Origin of the sequence: Streptomyces sp. NPDC056486 (assembly GCF_042795295.1) — a bacterium.
In the GTDB taxonomy this organism is placed as follows: Bacteria; Actinomycetota; Actinomycetes; order Streptomycetales; family Streptomycetaceae; genus Streptomyces.
In genome coordinates this window covers 1-16,195 of the sequence record NZ_JBHTSF010000183.1, presented here as the reverse complement: position 1 = coordinate 16,195, position 16,195 = coordinate 1, and the positions used below count along the sequence as shown (strand labels likewise).

Here is a 16,195-nt window from a genome sequence, read left to right as displayed (position 1 = left end):
GCCTTCCATCCACTGATACAGGAGAGACGCTCATGCAGAGTGACGAGGTGACTGTCGGCCTGGTCGTGCGCGATACGGACGCGAAGCTTGTCGGGCGAGTGAGCTTGGTCCTTGGTGAGGAGGTCATCCTCAAGCGGCCTGGGCAGCAGTGGGGAGCGACGGCGGAAGTGCTGGAGCTCGCGACGGAGGAACAGAAGCGAGCCCTAGACGGGGAGAGCTCGCCGGACGGCGAGGACTGAATACGCAAGTATCCCGTGCAGTTCCCCAGACCCCGGAGCTGCACGGGTTTTTTCATGCCTTAGGCCTACATAGCCAGCCTGCTGGGCTGTGGCCAGAGGGGGAGTGTGCTGACTCTCCTAGCAACTCATTCGGATAAGTGGTTGACCTTGCATCGATAGCTGTCCCATTCTGGTGACTCATTCGGATGAGTGGTCAGCCGGTGAACCTTGCTGGCGGCTGCTCGTCATGTTGCGAACTGAGAGGCAGTCAGATGATGGGAATCCGTAAGGGTCTGAGTGTGCTGGTCGTCGCTGGCGCGGCGGTGCTGGGGCTGGGAACCGTGGGGGCAACGGCGGCGTCTGCGATGCCCCTCCCGGGGTCGCACGGGTCCAGCGGTGCGGCCGTGGCTCCGCACAGGGTTGCCGACAACGGTGGTGCGGATGGGCGCCTGACGCGGGGTGAGCACGTGCGTGCCACGGTCAACGGGCTGCGGATGCGTACGGGTCCGGGGACCGGCTACGGGGTCCTGGGCCAGCTCTACACGGGCGATCGGATGAAGCTGATCGGGCACCGCCAGGACAGAGGGGGGCAGTCCTGGTATCGGGTGAGCCTGAGCGGCGGCTCGTCGGGTGGCCTGCCCGGTGGATACGTCGGCTGGGTGGTGGGTTCGTACCTGTACTGACGGCCTATGGCTGGCGGGTGAGTCTCTAGGGATGCGGCCCCTTCTCTGCGTTGGCGGGGAGGGGGCCGTTCTCGTGGCTGGCTCGATGTGGCCTCACGGCGGCGCGGCTCTGGCCTCGATCATTAGGTGTTCAACTCTCGGCTACCTAACGGGTGTTGGGCTCGTCCGGCCTGGTGGGGCGTGTGGTGAGCGTGTGGCATACGGCCTGGGGGGCAATTAGCCGCATGAACCCTAGGAATATTTGTGTGATTGGCATCCACAAACGTCACGGCCTGTAGCAGACTGAGCGTTACCGGGGGTCCACAGGCCTAAGTGGCGCGAACTTGGGCCGTCAGCAACGTAGTTCGTTGCGATCGCAATGGCGGCATATGCCGTAGTGAGGAGTGAGGCACGCAATGGTGAGCCAACGGGGAGGCGACTACAACGGCGGGCCGGACGATGCGGTGTGGGTGGCGGACGTGGACTACGTCTCGGCCTGGTGTGCTGCGGATGAGGCTGCGACCGAAGTGAACGAGGCTGCTGAGGCGTTGGGCATGGGTCACCTGGTGCGGGCGGTCCCGCACACAGGCACTCACGGTGAGTCAGTGGTGTGGATAAGACCTGAAGGTGTCCGGGTGATCGCGCGGGTGCTTGGTGAGTTAGCGGAAGAACGTCGGGCCGGTTGAAGGCCTGGAACCGATCAACGAACCAGAGGGGCGGCGGCATGGCGCAGGAGTGGCGTAACCGCAAGGACAAGCGGGTGACGGTGCGGGGGAACCTCATCCGCTGTGAGGGGTGCCGACGCTCGATCCGGATCACCGGTGCGGGGCCTGCCATGTTCGCTGCGCGGGAGCATGCGCGGGACTGTAATCGGGGTTGATGTATCCGTAGCTGTTGAGACGTGATCCATTCAGAATGGAAAGTGATGTAAAGATTTTCTCACCCCTGCATGGTGTTCTCGTCGCAGCTTCGGGGAATTTTCCGATTGGATTCGGCGGCATCGAACCGCGTTGGTTCGTCACCGATGACGCCACCGAATCCACTCTCCCGTGGTGCCCGTGCTCTCCCGCGTCGGGGCGCCGAACGGTGAGGCGGGGCCGGTCGCGCAAGGGGAGCTTGGCGCGGCCGGTACTGCCTACGGGCGGTGCCCGGTGATAGGTCAGTAAAGCGGATTCGGTATGCGCATTTCTTCTACGTCCGTAATCCCTAGGTCGCTGGACTTGCGGTTACTGGGAAATCAAAGCTTGTTCGGGGAGGTTGGCCTGCGCCGCCGAATGCCAGCCCCCTTGGGCATGCGGTCGACGTCTGGCCGGACCTGGCTCGCTGCACCACATCCCGGTCTCAGCCACGCTGCCCATGCTTTTGGGTTGAGGGGAGGGGGCCTGCCAAAAGGGCCCCTGGGCCCGTGGCCGGCCACCGCTCCCACCGAACTTGATCAAGGAGCGCAGAACACCCCGGCGCGGTCGGCGCGGTGGGAACGGCCCTTCATGCGACGACAGTTGGCCCGGGATGGTGCGGCAGCGCAGGCCTGGCGGTGGCCGCTGATTCCCGGTGATGGCCTGGGCAGACGACAGGGCCCCCGTAGTGGATCTGCGGGGGCTTTGTTGCTGCTCGGGGTGCGGTGTGGTGTTCGGGCGGTCCGGCCGTCCGGACGGGACCGGCCGAAGGCCGCACGCCCGGCCGGTGCGGGCGGTGCTGCCCGGCGCGCCGTAGGCGCGCCCTTGAGCAAGTAAAGCGAAGTTACTCCGATGCGGGGCGGCTGCGCGGGGCCCGCTTGGCGGCTGCCTTCGAGGGCGTCACGGGGAACGACAGACGGCACGTCGCGGCGGGGGCCCGCAGCTCCTCGCACAACAGCAGACGGCCGTCGTTGGCGTCGCTGGTGATGCGGTAGGTGATCAGGAGCGGGCTCGCGTCGGGGACGAGTTGCAGGGTGCTCCGCTCGTCCGGGAAGGGAGTGCGGGCGGTTACCTCCTCGGTGAAAGCGAGGGTGTGTCCGGCGTCGGAGAGCTGGCGGTAGAGGTCGGTGACCGGGACGGCGGGGGCCTCGGCGAGTGAGGGGGTGTCGGCGGCGGTGGCCATCGGGATGATCATCCGGTGCGCCATCCTGGCTCCGCTGTCGGGATCATGCAGGAGCCGGTCCACGCTGATGGCGTCCTGATCCGGCTGGTCAAGAAGGGCTGCGGGCATGCCGTCCAGGGTGATGCGGGAAACGGCGGGCGGCTCCACCTCGGCCATGTCCGGCATCTGCCAAGCCTTGCCCGCACGCTGGATGGAGCGATCAACCCGCAGGCTCCGGGCGGCGCTGTCCCGCTCGCGGACGATCACGCCCTTGCCCTGGCGGGAGTAGACCAGGCCCATGCCGCGCAGTTCCGCGACGGCTTGGCGGACGGTCGCCTTGCCGACGCCGAACATCTCCACCAACTCGTTCTCGGACGGCAGGAGCTGCCCCGGCTCGTAGCGGCCTTCTTTGATCTCGTTGGCCAGGTCGCGCGCGACGGCCATGTACATCGGTTCCGGTCGCTGGACGTGCTTTCGGGCTGTCATGAGAGCTCGCTCCCTGTAGGTCAGGTGGACGGCCGGACGGTTCGGGCTGGGCTCGCTGTCAGTGCCGCGTGCTAGTGGGCAACTTCTCCGCTCATGAGCATAAGTGGTTGACGCATGACTGGCACCCACTCACCATGAATCATCCACTCATTCGAATGAGTGGATGACCGAATGTGTCGAGTGGAGAGGGCAGATCATGCAGACCATGCCAATAGATACGGCGCGACTGGGGCCGATGCGGTGCTCGATCCCACCGGAGCCGCGCCTGAATCCGGAGGGCGAGCAACGCAAGGACCGGGAGGGCAACCTCCAGTGGGTCACCAGTGTTTCGGTGGTGCCCGCGCAGGGGCGCAGGGTGGAGGCCATCGATGTGGTGGTCTCCGGCATCCAGCCGCAGGGCATCACGGCCGGTGCGGAAGTCAAGATCACCAACCTGGTCGCGAACGCGTGGTCGGTGGACGGCCGGAGCGGCACGTCCTACCGGGCGGATGCGATCACGGCAGTGACCGGTGCGGCTGCTCCTGGTGGCGGTCCTGGGCCGTCGTCGGGAGCGCGGGGGAAGCCGTCGGGGGGCGAGTCCTCGTGATGGATTTCTGGCGACTCTCGGCGGCGCAGGCGGACGGTGCGGCCTGCGTGGTGTGCGGCGCAGACTTCCTTCGCTCGCCCGTGGATCACGTGGCGGTGGGTAGGGCACCCGATGCGGAAGAGGCCAAGGTCTTCGCCTGCAAGCGCCCGTGTGCCGGGGTGATCGCCGAAGAAGCGGAGCGGATGGCCCGCGAGATGCGCGAGCTGGCCGGACCCTGCGACGACGGCGAGGCATCCGACCACACGGGACCCGAAAGCGATCAGACGGTGCTCGGGTACCTGATGCGCGATCTCAAGGTGCTGGCCGGTGCTGAGACGCTGCTCGGCGTCGCCGACGACACAGCGGTGAGCAAGTACCTCCTTGGTATGGCGGCCGTGCACGCTGAGGCGGCCATGATGCGGGCCCGCTGGCTGCTGGCCTGGATGGAGGGCAGGCGCTGATGCCGGGCTCTCTGATCGTCTGGATTCTTAGCTCCCTGATCGTCATCGGTGCGCTCACCCAACGGTGGTGGGAACCTCGGCTGCTGGCCCATGGCGTTGACGTCAACGGCTGGCCGCTGCGCTGGTGGCTGACCGGCTATCCCCGCGTCGTGCTGCGCATCTGGTGGACGTGGCGGCGGCTGTGCCTGCTCAACAACATGTCCGTGAGCAACCGCTCGAACCAGCGGATCATCGGGCGCGACACCGTGGTGCAGGGGCAGGCGCTGCGGCCCAAGCCTCCCCGGCTGGGCTGGCCTTCGCCGACACGCAACGGGCTGCTGGTCCGTGTGGCGATGCACCCCGGGCAGACCCCTGGGCCCTACCTGGCGGCGGCACGGGCCATGGAACACGCCTGGCAGGTGCACGGGGTGCGGGTCACCTCGCCCCGTCGCGGTCAGGTCCTGGTGCGCGTGACCGCGCTGGACCCGCTGACCGGGGATCGCCCTTCCCGGCGCGGGGTCGCTGCGGCGCTGCTGTCGGCGGAAGTGGGCCGCGTGGAGGACGGCGAGGCCTGGCTGATCGACCTGCGGCGGGTGCCGCACTGGCTGGTGACCGGGGCGACGCAGAGCGGTAAGTCCTCGTTCCTGGCGGCGTTGATCAAAGGGCTCTCCCCGCAACGGGTCGCCCTGGTCGGCATCGACTGCAAGGGCGGTATGGAACTGGGGCCCTTCGGCGGGCGCTTCGAGGCGCTGGCCATCGACCGGGCGCAGGCGATCGTCCTGTTGGAACGGATGGTCGCGGAGATCCAGGACCGGATGCGGCTGTGCCGGACGGAGGGCGTGCGCTCCATCTGGCCGCTGCCCGTAGCGATCCGGCCGGTGCCGGTCGTCGTGATCGTCGATGAGCTGGCCGAGCTGTATCTGAACGACGGCTCCCGCAAGGGCCGCGAGGAGTCCGAGCAGTGCGGCACGCTGCTGTTGCGTCTGGCCCAACTGGGGGCCGCGCTCGGCGTGCACCTGGTGCTTGCCGGGCAACGGGTCGGCTCCGATCTGGGGCCTCGGGTCACCTCGCTGCGGGCCCAACTGGGCGGCCGGATCGCGCACCGCGCGCACGATGAAGCCTCGGCCGAGATGACGTTGGGTGACCTCAACGCCGATGCCGTGATCGTCGCGCAGACGATCTCCGAAGAGGAACAGGGCGTCGCCGTGGTCGCCACCGGGGGCCGCTGGACGCGCGCCCGGTCTCATCAGATCGCCCCACAAGAGGTGGACGAGGTCGCCCGCATGAGAGGTCCGGTCCATCCGTTCCTGTCGCGGCCCGATGCACTCCAGAAAGGAGAGGAAGAGGCATGAGCCAGTCGACCATTTATGTCATCGACGCATTCCTGTTCCTGTTCGCGATCATGATCGCCAGGTCCCGCGAAGTCCGCTGGTATCAGGTCTTCCTCATCTGCATGGCGGGATTCCTGCTGGCAACGACTCCCATGGGATATCCCGTCTGGTGGACTATCCGGTTCATCGGAGACGCATTCTTCAGCTGACCGAAATCTCTGGCAGATAGCCGCGAACGATAGGCGCAACCGAACTTCATCACTCACACATCACGCATATTTCTAGAGCCAAGAATAGCCACAGTTGAGATTCGATAAGACGAGACAAGTAGAGCCGAATTCAGGAGTCGCCATGACCGCCAACCCCGTCCCGCGTGAAAGGGGGCCTCCCTGTGTATCCGGTAACCTCTAAGGCGCGACGCTCGGCCCTGAAAGAGGCTGAGCGTCAGCGCCTTCTTTCGTCCACAGAGCAAGACTTCATCCGGCTCGTACAAGAGCCGGGATTCGCCCGCTGGCTCGACCAGATCGAATCCATCGGCGGCTGCGCACACCCCATCTACCTTTCCGGCCACACAACGGTCCTCGATGCCAATACCGGCGCCGTGCTGCGCCATTACGACACGACCGGTGAGCCGGGCGGCCGGATGCCGGTGCGCTGCCGCAACCGCCGTGAGACCCGCTGCCAGCCGTGCTCTTACCTGCATGCGGGCGACACGTTCCACCTGGTCCGCTCCGGTCTGCTCGGCGGGAAGGGCACCCCCAAGCGGGTCCAGTTCCATCCCCGGCTCTTCGTCACCCTGACCGCGCCCTCGTTCGGGCCGGTGCACCGTGTGGGCGGTAGCTCAGGTGCGTATTGCCGTGCTCGGCGCGATGGCAGCACCTGCGCGCACGGACGGCCGATGGGCTGCGGACAGCAGCATGCAGACACCGATTCAGCGCTGGGACAGCCGCTGTGCCGGGACTGCTATGACTACGTCGGACACGTGCTCTGGCACGCCTCCGCCGGCACCCTATGGAACCGCTTTTGCCACATGATCCGGCGACATTTAGCTACTGCTGCGGGCATCACGCAGACAGCCTTTACAAAGCACCTGACGCTTTCGTTCGCGAAGGTCGCCGAATACCAGAAACGTGGGGCCGTCCACTTCCATGCGGTTATCCGCCTGGACGGACCAGATGGGCCCGACTTCCCACCTCCGGCCTGGGCGACGGCTCAACTCCTGGAACAAGCGGTGCGGTCGGCGGCGGATTCCGTGGAAGTCCGCACTCCCTACTCGCCAGCCACGGGGGAGCGGGTCATTCGCTGGGGTCGGCAACTGGACGTCCATCCGATCCGAAGCGGCGCGTTCACAGAATCTGCGGTGACGGATAGCGCTGTTGCGGCCTACGTCGCCAAGTACGTCTCCAAGTCAGTCGGAGACTCGGGCGGCATCGACTACCGCATAACCGATGCCGAAAGCATCCGGCTCGCCCCGGTCAACGCGCACATACGCGCCCTCATGGGCGTCTGCTGGCGCCTGGGCGGCCTGCCCGAACTGGAGAGCCTCAACATGCGTTCCTGGACGCACACGCTCGGCTATAGGGGACACGTCCTCACCAAGTCCCGCTGCTACTCCACCACTTACGGCGCGCTGCGCACCGTACGGGCAGAACACCAGGGCGGCGGGGATGCCGTGCCGGAGGGTGCAGTCACGGACTCGGCGTGGCGCTACGTCGGGTCCGGTCACACCCTCGCTGAGGCTGAGGTAGCGGCGGGCATCGCTGAAGACGTCGCACAGTCCAGGCGGCTAGATGCAGAGGCATGGGAAGACGGGGAGGTGCGGCCGTGAGGGGCGGTAGCAACCTGCTCATGACCCCGGAAGAGGTGGCCTCCGAGCTGGGGGTGACCAAACGAGTCCTCATGGACTCGTACCGACGTTGGGGCATCCCGTACCTGAAGGTCGGCAAGCACGTCCGGTTCCGAACTCGCGATCTACACCACTGGGTTGACGCTCGAATGCAGGGTGGCTAGGTTCGCGAGGCGTCACTAACCCATCAACATGCGGAGGGTAAATAAGCGTGGCGACCATCAAGAAGGAAGACTGCACTTGCCCACGGCGCAAGAAACCGACGTGCCCACACAAGCCGTACCGAGTGACCTACCGGGAGCCGGGTGGCAGATCCGGCAAGCCCCGTCAGGTCAGCTTCAAGAAGTTAGAAGACGCTGAAGCTTTCGCGGTGAAGGTCGAGCGCGACAAAGACTTGGGGACGTACATCAATCCCAAGGCTGGTCAGCGGACGTTCGCGAGTGTCTGGGAAGAGTGGGTCAGTGCTGGGACTTTGGAAGAGTCCTCGAAGGCCAACTACGCGAGCGTGTACAAGAACCACTACCACCGGTTCTTCGGTAGCCGGGCCGTCGCCAGCATCAATCCCGAAATGATCAACGCATGGGAGGCGGACCAGAAAGAGAGGGGCTACGTGCCGAACGGGATTTCCGTTCGGGGCAACATCCTCTCGTCTGTCTTCAACTATGCGGTGGATGCCGAGATCATCGGCCGGAACCCGTGCAAGAAAGCGAACCCTCGAAGGAAGCGAGGGAGCACGATGGCCGTCCCTGTAGCGGACGATGACATCCCATCCATGTCTGAGGTGATGGGTATCGTCGCGGAGGCTCCGAAGCTGATCAGGGCAGGATTCTGGGCCATGGCAGGAACGGGAACCAGGGCTGGCGAGAGCCTGGCAATCGCCGATGAGTCGATGGACTGGGAGGCGGGGGTTCTCGCCGTTGACCATCAGGTGTCGGCATTCGGATGCCAGGAGATCTCCGGCTACCGGCGAGGAGTCAAGCGAGGCACCAAGCACCGGACCTTCGACGAAACGCGAAAGACCCCCGTGCCCGAATCCATCGTGCAGGTCTTTAACGATCATGTCGACGCGTTTGGAACGTGGGGGGATCGAGACTGGTTCTTTGAGTCACCGCGTCGCAGTGATCGCCACCCGTCCTACGACTGGTTCCTGACCCAGTTCAAGGCGGCAGGCAAGGCGGCAGGCACTCCGCAGTACACGCCGAAGAGCTTCCGGCACTTCTTCGTCTCGGAAGCAATCCATGCTGGCATCCCGCTGTTCGAGATCGCGGCGTGGGTGGGGCACCGCAGCACCAGAACCACCGAGCTGGTGTACGGGCACCTCGTTCGCAGGGCGATGGATCGAGGCGCCCGGGCCATGAATAGGCGACTGGGGCTGAACCTGTCCCCCTTCAAAGGGCTCATCATCCCGCCCCAACTAACCCCCTCAGAGGGGGGCTTCGAGGACTGGGACGACGTCATCTAGTCGAGTCGCTGTGATCAGGTGTCGACCGGGTGCAGATTTCGGGCCTGATCCGACCGCTCGGTCAAGGGCGCCCAGACTCGACCGAAGTGTTCAGGATATTCACATTCCGAAACAGTGCAGAAGGGCACCCGTGCGAGACCGCCGCGACCTGGCCTGGTTGGGCCTTTCCGCAGTTGAAGGCGCCACCTAGGACGTAGGTCTGGGGGCCGCCCACCTTCTCCATGGAGCCCCAGAAATCAGGAGTGGTTCCCTGATAGGCAACGTCCCGAAGCTGCCCATCAAGACGACCGTTCCGGATCGCGTATGCCCTCTGCTCGGTAAATTGGAAGTTGTACCTCTGCATGTCGATCGACCAGGACCGGTCGCCCACCACATAGATGCCGCGGTCGACGCCCCCGATCAGGTCCTCCGTCGAGAGACCGCCGGGGTCCGGCTGCAGCGACACGTTCGCCATGCGCTGCACCGGCACATGGCCGGGGGAGTCCGCGTACGCGCAGCCGTTGGAGCGCTCGAAGCCGGTGAGTTTCGCGATGCGACGGTCCAGCTGGTAGCCGACCAGGGTGCCGTCCTTCACCAGGTCCCAGGACTGAGCGGCCACGCCTTCGTCGTCGTACCCGATGGTCGCGAGTCCGTGCTCGGCCGTCCTGTCGCCCGTCACATTCATGATCGACGAGCCGTACGCGAGCTTGCCGATCTGGTCGAAGGTGGCGAACGACGTCCCCGCGTACGCCGCTTCGTAGCCGAGGGCGCGGTCGAGCTCGGTGGCGTGGCCGATGGACTCGTGGATGGTCAGCCAGAGGTTCGAGGGGTCGACGACCAGGTCGTACGAGCCCGCCTGCACGCTCGGCGCCCGCATCTTCTCGGCGAGGTGCTCGGGGATGCGGTCCAGCTCGGCGTCCCAGTCCCAGCCGGTGCCGGTGAGGTACTCCCAGCCGCGCCCGGCAGGCGGCGCGATGGTCCGCATCGACTCGAACTCGCCGCTCGTCCCGTCGACCGCGACCGCGGTGAGCTGCGGGTGCAGCCTGACCCGCTGCTGCGTGGTCACCGTCCCCGCCGTGTCCGCGTAGAACTTGTTCTCGTGCACGGTGAGCAGTGAGGCGTCGACGTGCGAGACACCGTCGGCGGTCAGGAGGCGGGAGCTCCACTCGGCGAGCAGCCCGCTCTTCTCCTCGTCCGGCACGGAGAAGGGGTCGATCTCGTACGACGAGACCCAGGTCTTCTCCGAGTGCACCGGCTCGTCGGCGAGCTCGACCCGCTCGTCCGACCCCGCCGACTTGATGACCTTCGCCGAGAGCTTCGCCATCGCCACGGCCTGGGACGCGATCTTCGCCGCCGCGTCCATCGTCAGATCGACGCCCGAGGCGAACCCCCAGGTACCGCCATGCACGACACGGACCGCGTAGCCCAGGTCCGTGGTGTCCGACGTCCCGGACGGCTTGGCGTCCCGCAGCCGCCAGGACGCGCTGCGCACCCGCTCGAAGCGGAAGTCCGCGTGGTCCGCGCCCAGGGCACGCGCGCGGGCGAGCGCGGCGTCGGCGAGCGCCCGCAGGGGCAGCGCCGTGAAGGCTTCATCGATGGAATGAGGCACGGATGTCTCCCTGCTGTCGGCACCGGTCGGTCAGATCATGTCGCGCGCGGGGGCCCGGCGGCCAGAGTTTTCTGTAGGGACCCGACAGTGAGTCCGGTACGCCACTGTCGGTGGACGATTCTCCGTATGGAGCACCGTACCGATAGGTTTTCGAGGTACCAGACCGCTATCGAAAGGGTGATCCGTTGAGCCGCTCGGTTCTCGTCACCGGAGGAAACCGGGGCATCGGCCTCGCCATCGCCCGCGTCTTCGTCGACGCCGGCGACAAGGTCGCGATCACCTACCGCTCGGGTGAACCGCCTCAGGCCCTCACGGAGCTCGGAGTCCTCGCTGTCAGGTGCGACATCACTGACACCGAGCAGGTGGAGCAGGCGTACAAGGAGATCGAGGAGAAGCACGGTCCGGTGGAGGTCCTGGTGGCGAACGCCGGGATCACCAAGGACCAGCTCCTCATGCGGATGTCCGAGGAGGACTTCACGTCCGTCCTCGACACCAACCTCACCGGCACCTTCCGTGTCGTGAAGCGCGCCAACCGCGGCATGCTGCGCGCCAAGAAGGGCCGCGTCGTGCTGATCTCCTCGGTCGTCGGCCTGATGGGTGGCCCGGGGCAGGCGAACTACGCCGCCTCCAAGGCCGGCCTGGTCGGCTTCGCGCGCTCGCTCGCCCGTGAGCTCGGGTCGCGCAACCTCACGTTCAACGTCGTCGCGCCCGGTTTTGTCGACACCGACATGACCAGGGTGCTCACGGACGAGCAGCGGTCGAACATCGTGAAGCAGGTGCCGCTCGGCCGTTACGCGAAGCCCGAGGAGATCGCTGCCGCGGTCAGGTTCCTCGCCTCGGACGACGCGTCGTACATCACTGGAGCCGTCATCCCGGTTGACGGCGGATTGGGCATGGGTCACTGATCACCATGAGCGGAATTCTCGAAGGCAAGAAGATCCTCGTCACCGGTGTGCTGACGGAGGCCTCCATCGCCTTCCACGCGGCCAAGGTCGCTCAGGAGCAGGGCGCCGAGGTCATCCTGACCGCTTTCCCGCGGCCCACGCTCACCGAGCGCATCGCCAGGAAGCTCCCCAAGCCTGCCAAGGTCATCGAGCTCGACGTCACCAACCAGGAGCACCTGGACCGCCTCGCGGGCATGGTGAAGGACGAGCTCGGCGGCCTCGACGGCATCGTGCACTCCATCGGTTTCGCCCCGCAGGGCGCCTTCAACTTCCTTGAGGCGACCTTCGAGGACGTCGCGACGGCGATGCACGTCTCGGCGTTCTCCCTGAAGTCGCTCACCATGGCCTGCCGCCCGCTGTTCGAGGACGGCGCCTCGGTCGTCGGCCTCACCTTCGACGCGCAGTTCGCCTGGCCCAAGTACGACTGGATGGGCCCGGCCAAGGCCGCCCTGGAGGCCACGAGCCGCTACCTCGCCCGCGACCTGGGCAAGGAGGACATCCGCTGCAACCTCATCTCGGCGGGTCCGCTCGGCTCCATGGCCGCCAAGTCCATCCCGGGCTTCGGCGAGCTCGCGGACGTCTGGAACACCCGTTCGCCGCTGAACTGGGACATGGCCGACCCCGAGCCTGCGGGCCGCGGCGTCGTCGCGCTGCTCTCGGACTTCTTCCCGAAGACGACCGGCGAGATCATCCACGTCGACGGCGGCGTGCACATGATGGGTGCCTGAGCAGGCATTCTGTACGTTTCTGACGCCCCGTCCCCCGCGCTGCGCGGGAGGCGGGGCGTCACCCGTTCGGCCCACCGGCCAGGCGGGGTCGGGACAGAACCGCGCACCCTGAGGTGTGCGCCCGTCACCTCCTGCGGTGCTCGCCGCTCTCACCCTGCTGATCGCCCTGCCGTACGGCGCCCCGTCGCATGCCGTCACAGAGGCGAAGCCTCCACGCGTGCGCGTGGAGGGGGTCGAACCCCGGCCGTTCGGCTCGGACTGCCGCACCAGCGTCGCGGGCTCGGACGCGGTCGCGTCCTGCCACAATCCGTACCCCGAGACCGACCGGGTCCGGCTGCACGTGGAGTGCGAGCAGTGGTGGGACATCGACAGCGACGGCGTGCAGGTCGAGGCGGGGCCCGCCTCGACGGTGCGGCTCACCGGGCGGTGCTGGAAAGAGATCCGGTCCGTCTGGGTCAGCCACGAGAAGTGACGGTCACGGCCGCGCGGAGTCGTCGAACAGCTCCGGGCGGCACATGAAGGGGTAGCCCGCAGCCTCCTTGGCCGCCGCCTCCTCGTCGTTCTCCCGGATCGCGTCGACGAGCCGGGCGTGGTCCATGTGGCTCTCGGGGGTCAGCTTCTCGCCGACGTCCTCGCGCAGCCAGTCCCGCATGACCTCGCCGAGGTCCGCGTACATCGCCGTCATCACGTCGTTGTGGGATGCGGCCACGACGGCCAGGTGGAAGGTCGCGTCGGCCGTCACGAAGGCCTCGGCGTCGCCCGACGCCCAGGCCTCCTCTCGGCGCTCGAGCAGGGCGTCCAGCTGTTTGAGGTCGCGCTCCGTGCGCCGCTGCGCGGCCAGCTTCGCCGCGCTCGACTCCAGCGTGCTGCGCAGCTCGGCGATGTGCCGCGGCTCCGCGTCGGCGAACCTGCGCTGCATCACACCGGCCAGTTCACTCGTCGCGACCACGTAGGTGCCGGAGCCCTGGCGGATGTCGAGCAGGCCGTTGTGCGCGAGGGCGCGGACCGCCTCCCGGACGGTGTTGCGTGCCACGCCCAGCTGCTCGACCAGCTCGGGCTCGGTGGGGATGCGCGAGCCGACCGGCCACTCTCCCGACGAGATCTGGTTACGCAGCTCGGCGATGACCTGCTCGGAGAGCGCAGAGCGGTGAGGGGTGGTCAGCGGCATGACGATCCTTCGTGCGCGATGTGACGGAAGCGGAGACGTGACGGAAGCGGAGGCGGAGAAGTGACGGACGGAGAGGAACAGATTGGACAGCCAATCATCCCATGATTCTATGATGGCCCCATGGCTAGTGAGGAAACCAGGACGATGACACCGACACCCACACCGACGAAGACACCGATACGTACCGACGCGGCGGGCGGGGCAGCGGAGAAACAGCCCGCCACGCGCGCGTGGGCGACGCGTCTTGTCATCGTCGGCATCGTCCTCGCCGCCCTCAACCTCCGTCCGGCCATCACCAGCCTCGGCTCCCTCCTCGAAGAGGTACGTGACGGACTCGGCATGAGCGGCACGCTCGCCGGTCTTCTCACCTCCGTCCCGCCGCTCTGCTTCGCGATCTTCGGAGTCATGGCGCCGCGGCTCGCCCGCCGGTTCGGCCCCAGCGCGGTGGTCTGCGCGGGCATGGTCGCGATCGCCACGGGCCTGGCGATCCGCCCCTTCCTGGGCGGTACCGTCGGCTTCCTGGCCGCGAGCGCGCTCGCCCTCATGGGCATCGCGGTCAGCAACGTCCTGATGCCGGTGATCGTCAAGCGCTGGTTCCCGGATCGGGTCGGCTCGATGACCGGGCTCTACTCGATGGCGCTCGCGCTCGGCACCTCGATGGCGGCGGCCATCACGGTGCCCATGACCGACGCGATGGGCGGCAGTTGGCAGTCCGGGCTCGCGGTGTGGGCGGCGCTCGCCGTCGTCGCCGTGGTGCCGTGGGTGCCCCTCGTACGGGACCGGAGTGCCGCGTCGGCCGCCCCGGAGCACGTCAGCTCCACGGTGCGCCAGGAGGACGCGGACCTGCGCATCACACGCAGCCGTACGGCATGGGCGCTGGCCTGCTTCTTCGGGCTCCAGGCCACCGCCGCGTACATCACGATGGGCTGGATGCCGCAGATCTTCCGTGACGCGGGGGTCCCGGCGGGGGAGGCCGGTGTGCTCCTCGCCGTCATCATGGCGATGGGCGTGCCGCTGGCCTTCGTCATCCCCCGGGTCGCCACCCGGCTGCCGAACCAGGGCCCTGTGGTGGTCGTGCTCGGCGCCTGCGGTCTCGCCGGGTATGCGGGCCTCTACTTCGCCCCCGCCGGCGGTGCCTGGGTGTGGGCCCTGCTGCTCGGCGTCTCCAACTGCGCCTTCCCGCTGGCACTCACCATGGTCGGCATGCGGGCCAAGAGCAGCGTGGGCGTCGCCAAGCTCTCCGCCTTCGCGCAGAGCACGGGCTACCTGATCTCGATTCCGGGGCCGCTCCTGGTGGGCGTGCTCTATCAGCACAGCGGTGGCTGGGGGCTGCCGATCGCGCTCATGGCGGGCCTGATGGTGCCGCAGATCGTGGTGGGCATCCTGGCGGGCCGCAACCGCACGGTCGAGGACGAGGTCGCGGCGGCCTCGGCATCCTGACCCCGGTTGTCCGACCCCGGCGGAGCCGCCCCGGACAAAGGGTGCGAGACTCTCCCCATGCCAGTGCTCGATCCGAACCCCCAGAACGGCCAGAAGAAGCTGCTCCTCGTGCTCGGCGGGATGCTGGCCATCACCGTGATCATCGGGATCATCGCCTCCATCGCCTCGCCGTGAACTGACCCCCGCGGGGCGGATGGTGGGGCTACCACCACCATCCCCTAGGGGGTCAGTGTCAGGGTCAAGTGGGTGGATCACCGGATGTGCTGAGGGTCGCCGGATCCGTACCTTCGAGATGTGGCCGCGAAGACGCGGTACGGAGGATCTGAAGACCACGGAGGCGGCATGTCGGCCCGTTCGCACACTCGGCGTGACCCGGGAGCCACCACGGACTCCGCGAGCATCGAGATCCAGCTTCCGTGGTGGGCGATCGCCCTCCCCGCCATCGCCTTCGCAGCCCTGCTCCTGCTGATGCTGAACCCCGCCGACGCACATGCGACGGGCAGCGAACCGGTGGTTACACACGTGCTCGAGCGCATCCAGGAGACGGTCTTCCGTACAGCCCCGTGACCTGCCCCGGGCTGACGCCGTCACCCGTGCCGGGGGAGCAGTCCAACTCCCTGCGCCCGCTGGCGGGTTTCATGCGAAGCTGGGACGCATGAGCGTCGCAGAACCCCGCAGGATTGTCCTTTTCCGGCATGCGAAGGCCGACTGGCCCCAGGTGTCCGACCACGAGCGGCCGCTCGCGGAGCGCGGACGCAAGGATGCCCCGGTCGCCGGGCGCAAGCTGGCCGACAGCGGCATCCCTTTCGACCTGGCCCTCTGCTCGACCGCCGCCAGGACCCGCGAGACATGGAAGCTCGCCGTCCATGAGCTGCCGGACCGGCCCAAGACCGTCTACGAGGAGCGGCTGTACGAAGCCTCTCCTGGCGAGCTGATCGCCGTGCTCAACGAAACCCCGGACGACGTGCAGAACGTCGTGCTGATCGGCCACAACCCCGGAGTGCAGGGGCTCGCCGACATCCTCGCCGGCGATGCCGAGGGCGATGCCCGTACGCGGATGGACCGCCGCGGCTTCCCCACCTCGGCCTTCGCCGTCCTGACGTACCCCGGCTCGTGGAAGGCACTGGAGCCGGGGGTCGGCACACTCGTCGACTACTGGGCACCTTCCGAGTAGGTCTTTGACGCACGTACGCACTTGACGCAAGCAGGTCCTTGACGCACGTACGCCGATGGGCCCCGGTACCGCAGCGGTACCGGGG

The 16,195-nt window shown here is 67.2% G+C and carries 19 protein-coding genes; 16 read left to right on the top strand and 3 right to left on the bottom strand.

Annotated features, from left to right (window positions below; translation table 11 throughout):
* A partial coding sequence (locus tag ACFQ7F_RS39855) for a hypothetical protein (RefSeq protein ID WP_383282305.1) occupies positions 1 to 239 on the top strand: 239 nt, incomplete at its 5' end.
* A gap of 446 nt (positions 240 to 685) precedes the next feature.
* Positions 686 to 901 carry an SH3 domain-containing protein gene (locus tag ACFQ7F_RS39850; RefSeq protein ID WP_383282302.1) on the top strand — a complete coding sequence of 72 codons (216 nt, stop codon included), beginning with the start codon at positions 686 to 688 and terminating at the stop codon, positions 899 to 901.
* A gap of 1,719 nt (positions 902 to 2,620) precedes the next feature.
* On the opposite strand, the gene ACFQ7F_RS39845 is transcribed toward ACFQ7F_RS39850, so the two are convergent.
* Complete coding sequence (locus ACFQ7F_RS39845) at positions 2,621 to 3,424, bottom strand: GntR family transcriptional regulator (RefSeq protein WP_383282299.1); 804 nt, start codon at positions 3,422 to 3,424, stop codon at positions 2,621 to 2,623.
* A 205-nt stretch (positions 3,425 to 3,629) separates the two neighbouring features.
* On the opposite strand from ACFQ7F_RS39845, the gene ACFQ7F_RS39840 reads away from it, so the two are divergent.
* From ACFQ7F_RS39840 to ACFQ7F_RS39810, 7 genes are all read left to right on the top strand, one after another.
* On the top strand, positions 3,630 to 4,010 hold the full coding sequence (locus ACFQ7F_RS39840; protein ID WP_383282296.1) for a hypothetical protein: 381 nt from the start codon (positions 3,630 to 3,632) through the stop codon (positions 4,008 to 4,010).
* The gene (locus ACFQ7F_RS39835; protein ID WP_383282293.1) at positions 4,010 to 4,450 is read left to right on the top strand and encodes a hypothetical protein; all 441 of its coding nucleotides are present in this window, start codon (positions 4,010 to 4,012) and stop codon (positions 4,448 to 4,450) included. Before ACFQ7F_RS39840 ends, ACFQ7F_RS39835 begins: the two co-directional genes overlap by 1 nt.
* Complete coding sequence (locus tag ACFQ7F_RS39830) at positions 4,450 to 5,781, top strand: FtsK/SpoIIIE domain-containing protein (protein ID WP_383282291.1); 1,332 nt, start codon at positions 4,450 to 4,452, stop codon at positions 5,779 to 5,781. The genes ACFQ7F_RS39835 and ACFQ7F_RS39830 overlap by 1 nt, the downstream gene beginning before the upstream one ends.
* Complete coding sequence (locus tag ACFQ7F_RS39825) at positions 5,778 to 5,969, top strand: hypothetical protein (RefSeq protein WP_383282288.1); 192 nt, start codon at positions 5,778 to 5,780, stop codon at positions 5,967 to 5,969. Before ACFQ7F_RS39830 ends, ACFQ7F_RS39825 begins: the two co-directional genes overlap by 4 nt.
* Positions 5,970 to 6,151: 182 nt before the next feature.
* Complete coding sequence (locus ACFQ7F_RS39820; protein ID WP_383282285.1) at positions 6,152 to 7,588, top strand: replication initiator; 1,437 nt, start codon at positions 6,152 to 6,154, stop codon at positions 7,586 to 7,588.
* The gene (locus ACFQ7F_RS39815; RefSeq protein WP_383282282.1) at positions 7,561 to 7,770 is read left to right on the top strand and encodes a helix-turn-helix domain-containing protein; all 210 of its coding nucleotides are present in this window, start codon (positions 7,561 to 7,563) and stop codon (positions 7,768 to 7,770) included. The genes ACFQ7F_RS39820 and ACFQ7F_RS39815 overlap by 28 nt, the downstream gene beginning before the upstream one ends.
* Before the next feature lie 47 nt (positions 7,771 to 7,817).
* Entirely contained in the window at positions 7,818 to 9,068 is a 1,251-nt protein-coding gene (locus ACFQ7F_RS39810) for a tyrosine-type recombinase/integrase (protein WP_383282280.1), read from the top strand.
* Between the two features lie 61 nt (positions 9,069 to 9,129).
* Here the strand turns inward: ACFQ7F_RS39810 and ACFQ7F_RS39805 are convergent, their stop codons facing one another.
* Positions 9,130 to 10,656, bottom strand: a complete 1,527-nt coding sequence (locus ACFQ7F_RS39805; protein ID WP_383282278.1) for a TldD/PmbA family protein — start codon at positions 10,654 to 10,656, stop codon at positions 9,130 to 9,132.
* A gap of 185 nt (positions 10,657 to 10,841) precedes the next feature.
* Here ACFQ7F_RS39805 and fabG point away from each other — a divergent pair, with 185 nt between their 5' ends.
* From fabG to ACFQ7F_RS39790, 3 genes are all read left to right on the top strand, one after another.
* Positions 10,842 to 11,561, top strand: a complete 720-nt coding sequence (gene fabG, locus ACFQ7F_RS39800) for a 3-oxoacyl-[acyl-carrier-protein] reductase (protein WP_383282275.1) — start codon at positions 10,842 to 10,844, stop codon at positions 11,559 to 11,561.
* 5 nt (positions 11,562 to 11,566) lie between these two features.
* Positions 11,567 to 12,328, top strand: a complete 762-nt coding sequence (fabI, locus tag ACFQ7F_RS39795) for an enoyl-ACP reductase FabI (RefSeq protein WP_383282272.1) — start codon at positions 11,567 to 11,569, stop codon at positions 12,326 to 12,328.
* Between the two features lie 136 nt (positions 12,329 to 12,464).
* Entirely contained in the window at positions 12,465 to 12,800 is a 336-nt protein-coding gene (locus tag ACFQ7F_RS39790; protein ID WP_383282269.1) for a hypothetical protein, read from the top strand.
* A 3-nt stretch (positions 12,801 to 12,803) separates the two neighbouring features.
* Here the strand turns inward: ACFQ7F_RS39790 and ACFQ7F_RS39785 are convergent, their stop codons facing one another.
* Positions 12,804 to 13,496, bottom strand: coding sequence for a FadR/GntR family transcriptional regulator (locus ACFQ7F_RS39785; protein WP_383282266.1), 693 nt, complete (start codon positions 13,494 to 13,496; stop codon positions 12,804 to 12,806).
* A gap of 120 nt (positions 13,497 to 13,616) precedes the next feature.
* Here ACFQ7F_RS39785 and ACFQ7F_RS39780 point away from each other — a divergent pair, with 120 nt between their 5' ends.
* The 4 genes from ACFQ7F_RS39780 (at position 13,617) to ACFQ7F_RS39765 (ending at position 16,110) form a co-directional block, all read left to right on the top strand.
* A complete protein-coding gene (locus ACFQ7F_RS39780; protein ID WP_383282263.1) occupies positions 13,617 to 14,936 on the top strand; it encodes a CynX/NimT family MFS transporter in 1,320 nt (439 codons plus the stop codon).
* A gap of 57 nt (positions 14,937 to 14,993) precedes the next feature.
* Positions 14,994 to 15,110 carry an SGM_5486 family transporter-associated protein gene (locus ACFQ7F_RS39775; protein WP_383282261.1) on the top strand — a complete coding sequence of 39 codons (117 nt, stop codon included), beginning with the start codon at positions 14,994 to 14,996 and terminating at the stop codon, positions 15,108 to 15,110.
* 168 nt (positions 15,111 to 15,278) lie between these two features.
* Positions 15,279 to 15,503: a hypothetical protein gene (locus ACFQ7F_RS39770; protein ID WP_383282258.1), complete on the top strand. Its 225-nt coding sequence runs from the start codon at positions 15,279 to 15,281 to the stop codon at positions 15,501 to 15,503.
* Between the two features lie 88 nt (positions 15,504 to 15,591).
* Entirely contained in the window at positions 15,592 to 16,110 is a 519-nt protein-coding gene (locus ACFQ7F_RS39765; RefSeq protein ID WP_383282255.1) for a SixA phosphatase family protein, read from the top strand.
* Positions 16,111 to 16,195: the final 85 nt, after the last annotated feature.

Bases quoted from the DNA above. Each gene is read 5' to 3' on its own strand.
- ACFQ7F_RS39830 (WP_383282291.1), top strand. From the start codon at position 4,450: ATGCCGGGCTCTCTGATCGTCTGGATTCTTAGCTCCCTGATCGTCATC.
- ACFQ7F_RS39765 (WP_383282255.1), top strand. From the start codon at position 15,592: ATGAGCGTCGCAGAACCCCGCAGGATTGTCCTTTTCCGGCATGCGAAG.
- fabI (WP_383282272.1), top strand. From the start codon at position 11,567: ATGAGCGGAATTCTCGAAGGCAAGAAGATCCTCGTCACCGGTGTGCTG.
- ACFQ7F_RS39840 (WP_383282296.1), top strand. From the start codon at position 3,630: ATGCCAATAGATACGGCGCGACTGGGGCCGATGCGGTGCTCGATCCCA.
- ACFQ7F_RS39825 (WP_383282288.1), top strand. From the start codon at position 5,778: ATGAGCCAGTCGACCATTTATGTCATCGACGCATTCCTGTTCCTGTTC.
- ACFQ7F_RS39785 (WP_383282266.1), bottom strand. From the start codon at position 13,496: ATGCCGCTGACCACCCCTCACCGCTCTGCGCTCTCCGAGCAGGTCATC.
- ACFQ7F_RS39815 (WP_383282282.1), top strand. From the start codon at position 7,561: ATGGGAAGACGGGGAGGTGCGGCCGTGAGGGGCGGTAGCAACCTGCTC.
- ACFQ7F_RS39835 (WP_383282293.1), top strand. From the start codon at position 4,010: ATGGATTTCTGGCGACTCTCGGCGGCGCAGGCGGACGGTGCGGCCTGC.
- ACFQ7F_RS39845 (WP_383282299.1), bottom strand. From the start codon at position 3,424: ATGACAGCCCGAAAGCACGTCCAGCGACCGGAACCGATGTACATGGCC.
- ACFQ7F_RS39770 (WP_383282258.1), top strand. From the start codon at position 15,279: ATGTCGGCCCGTTCGCACACTCGGCGTGACCCGGGAGCCACCACGGAC.
- ACFQ7F_RS39775 (WP_383282261.1), top strand. From the start codon at position 14,994: ATGCCAGTGCTCGATCCGAACCCCCAGAACGGCCAGAAGAAGCTGCTC.
- ACFQ7F_RS39780 (WP_383282263.1), top strand. From the start codon at position 13,617: ATGGCTAGTGAGGAAACCAGGACGATGACACCGACACCCACACCGACG.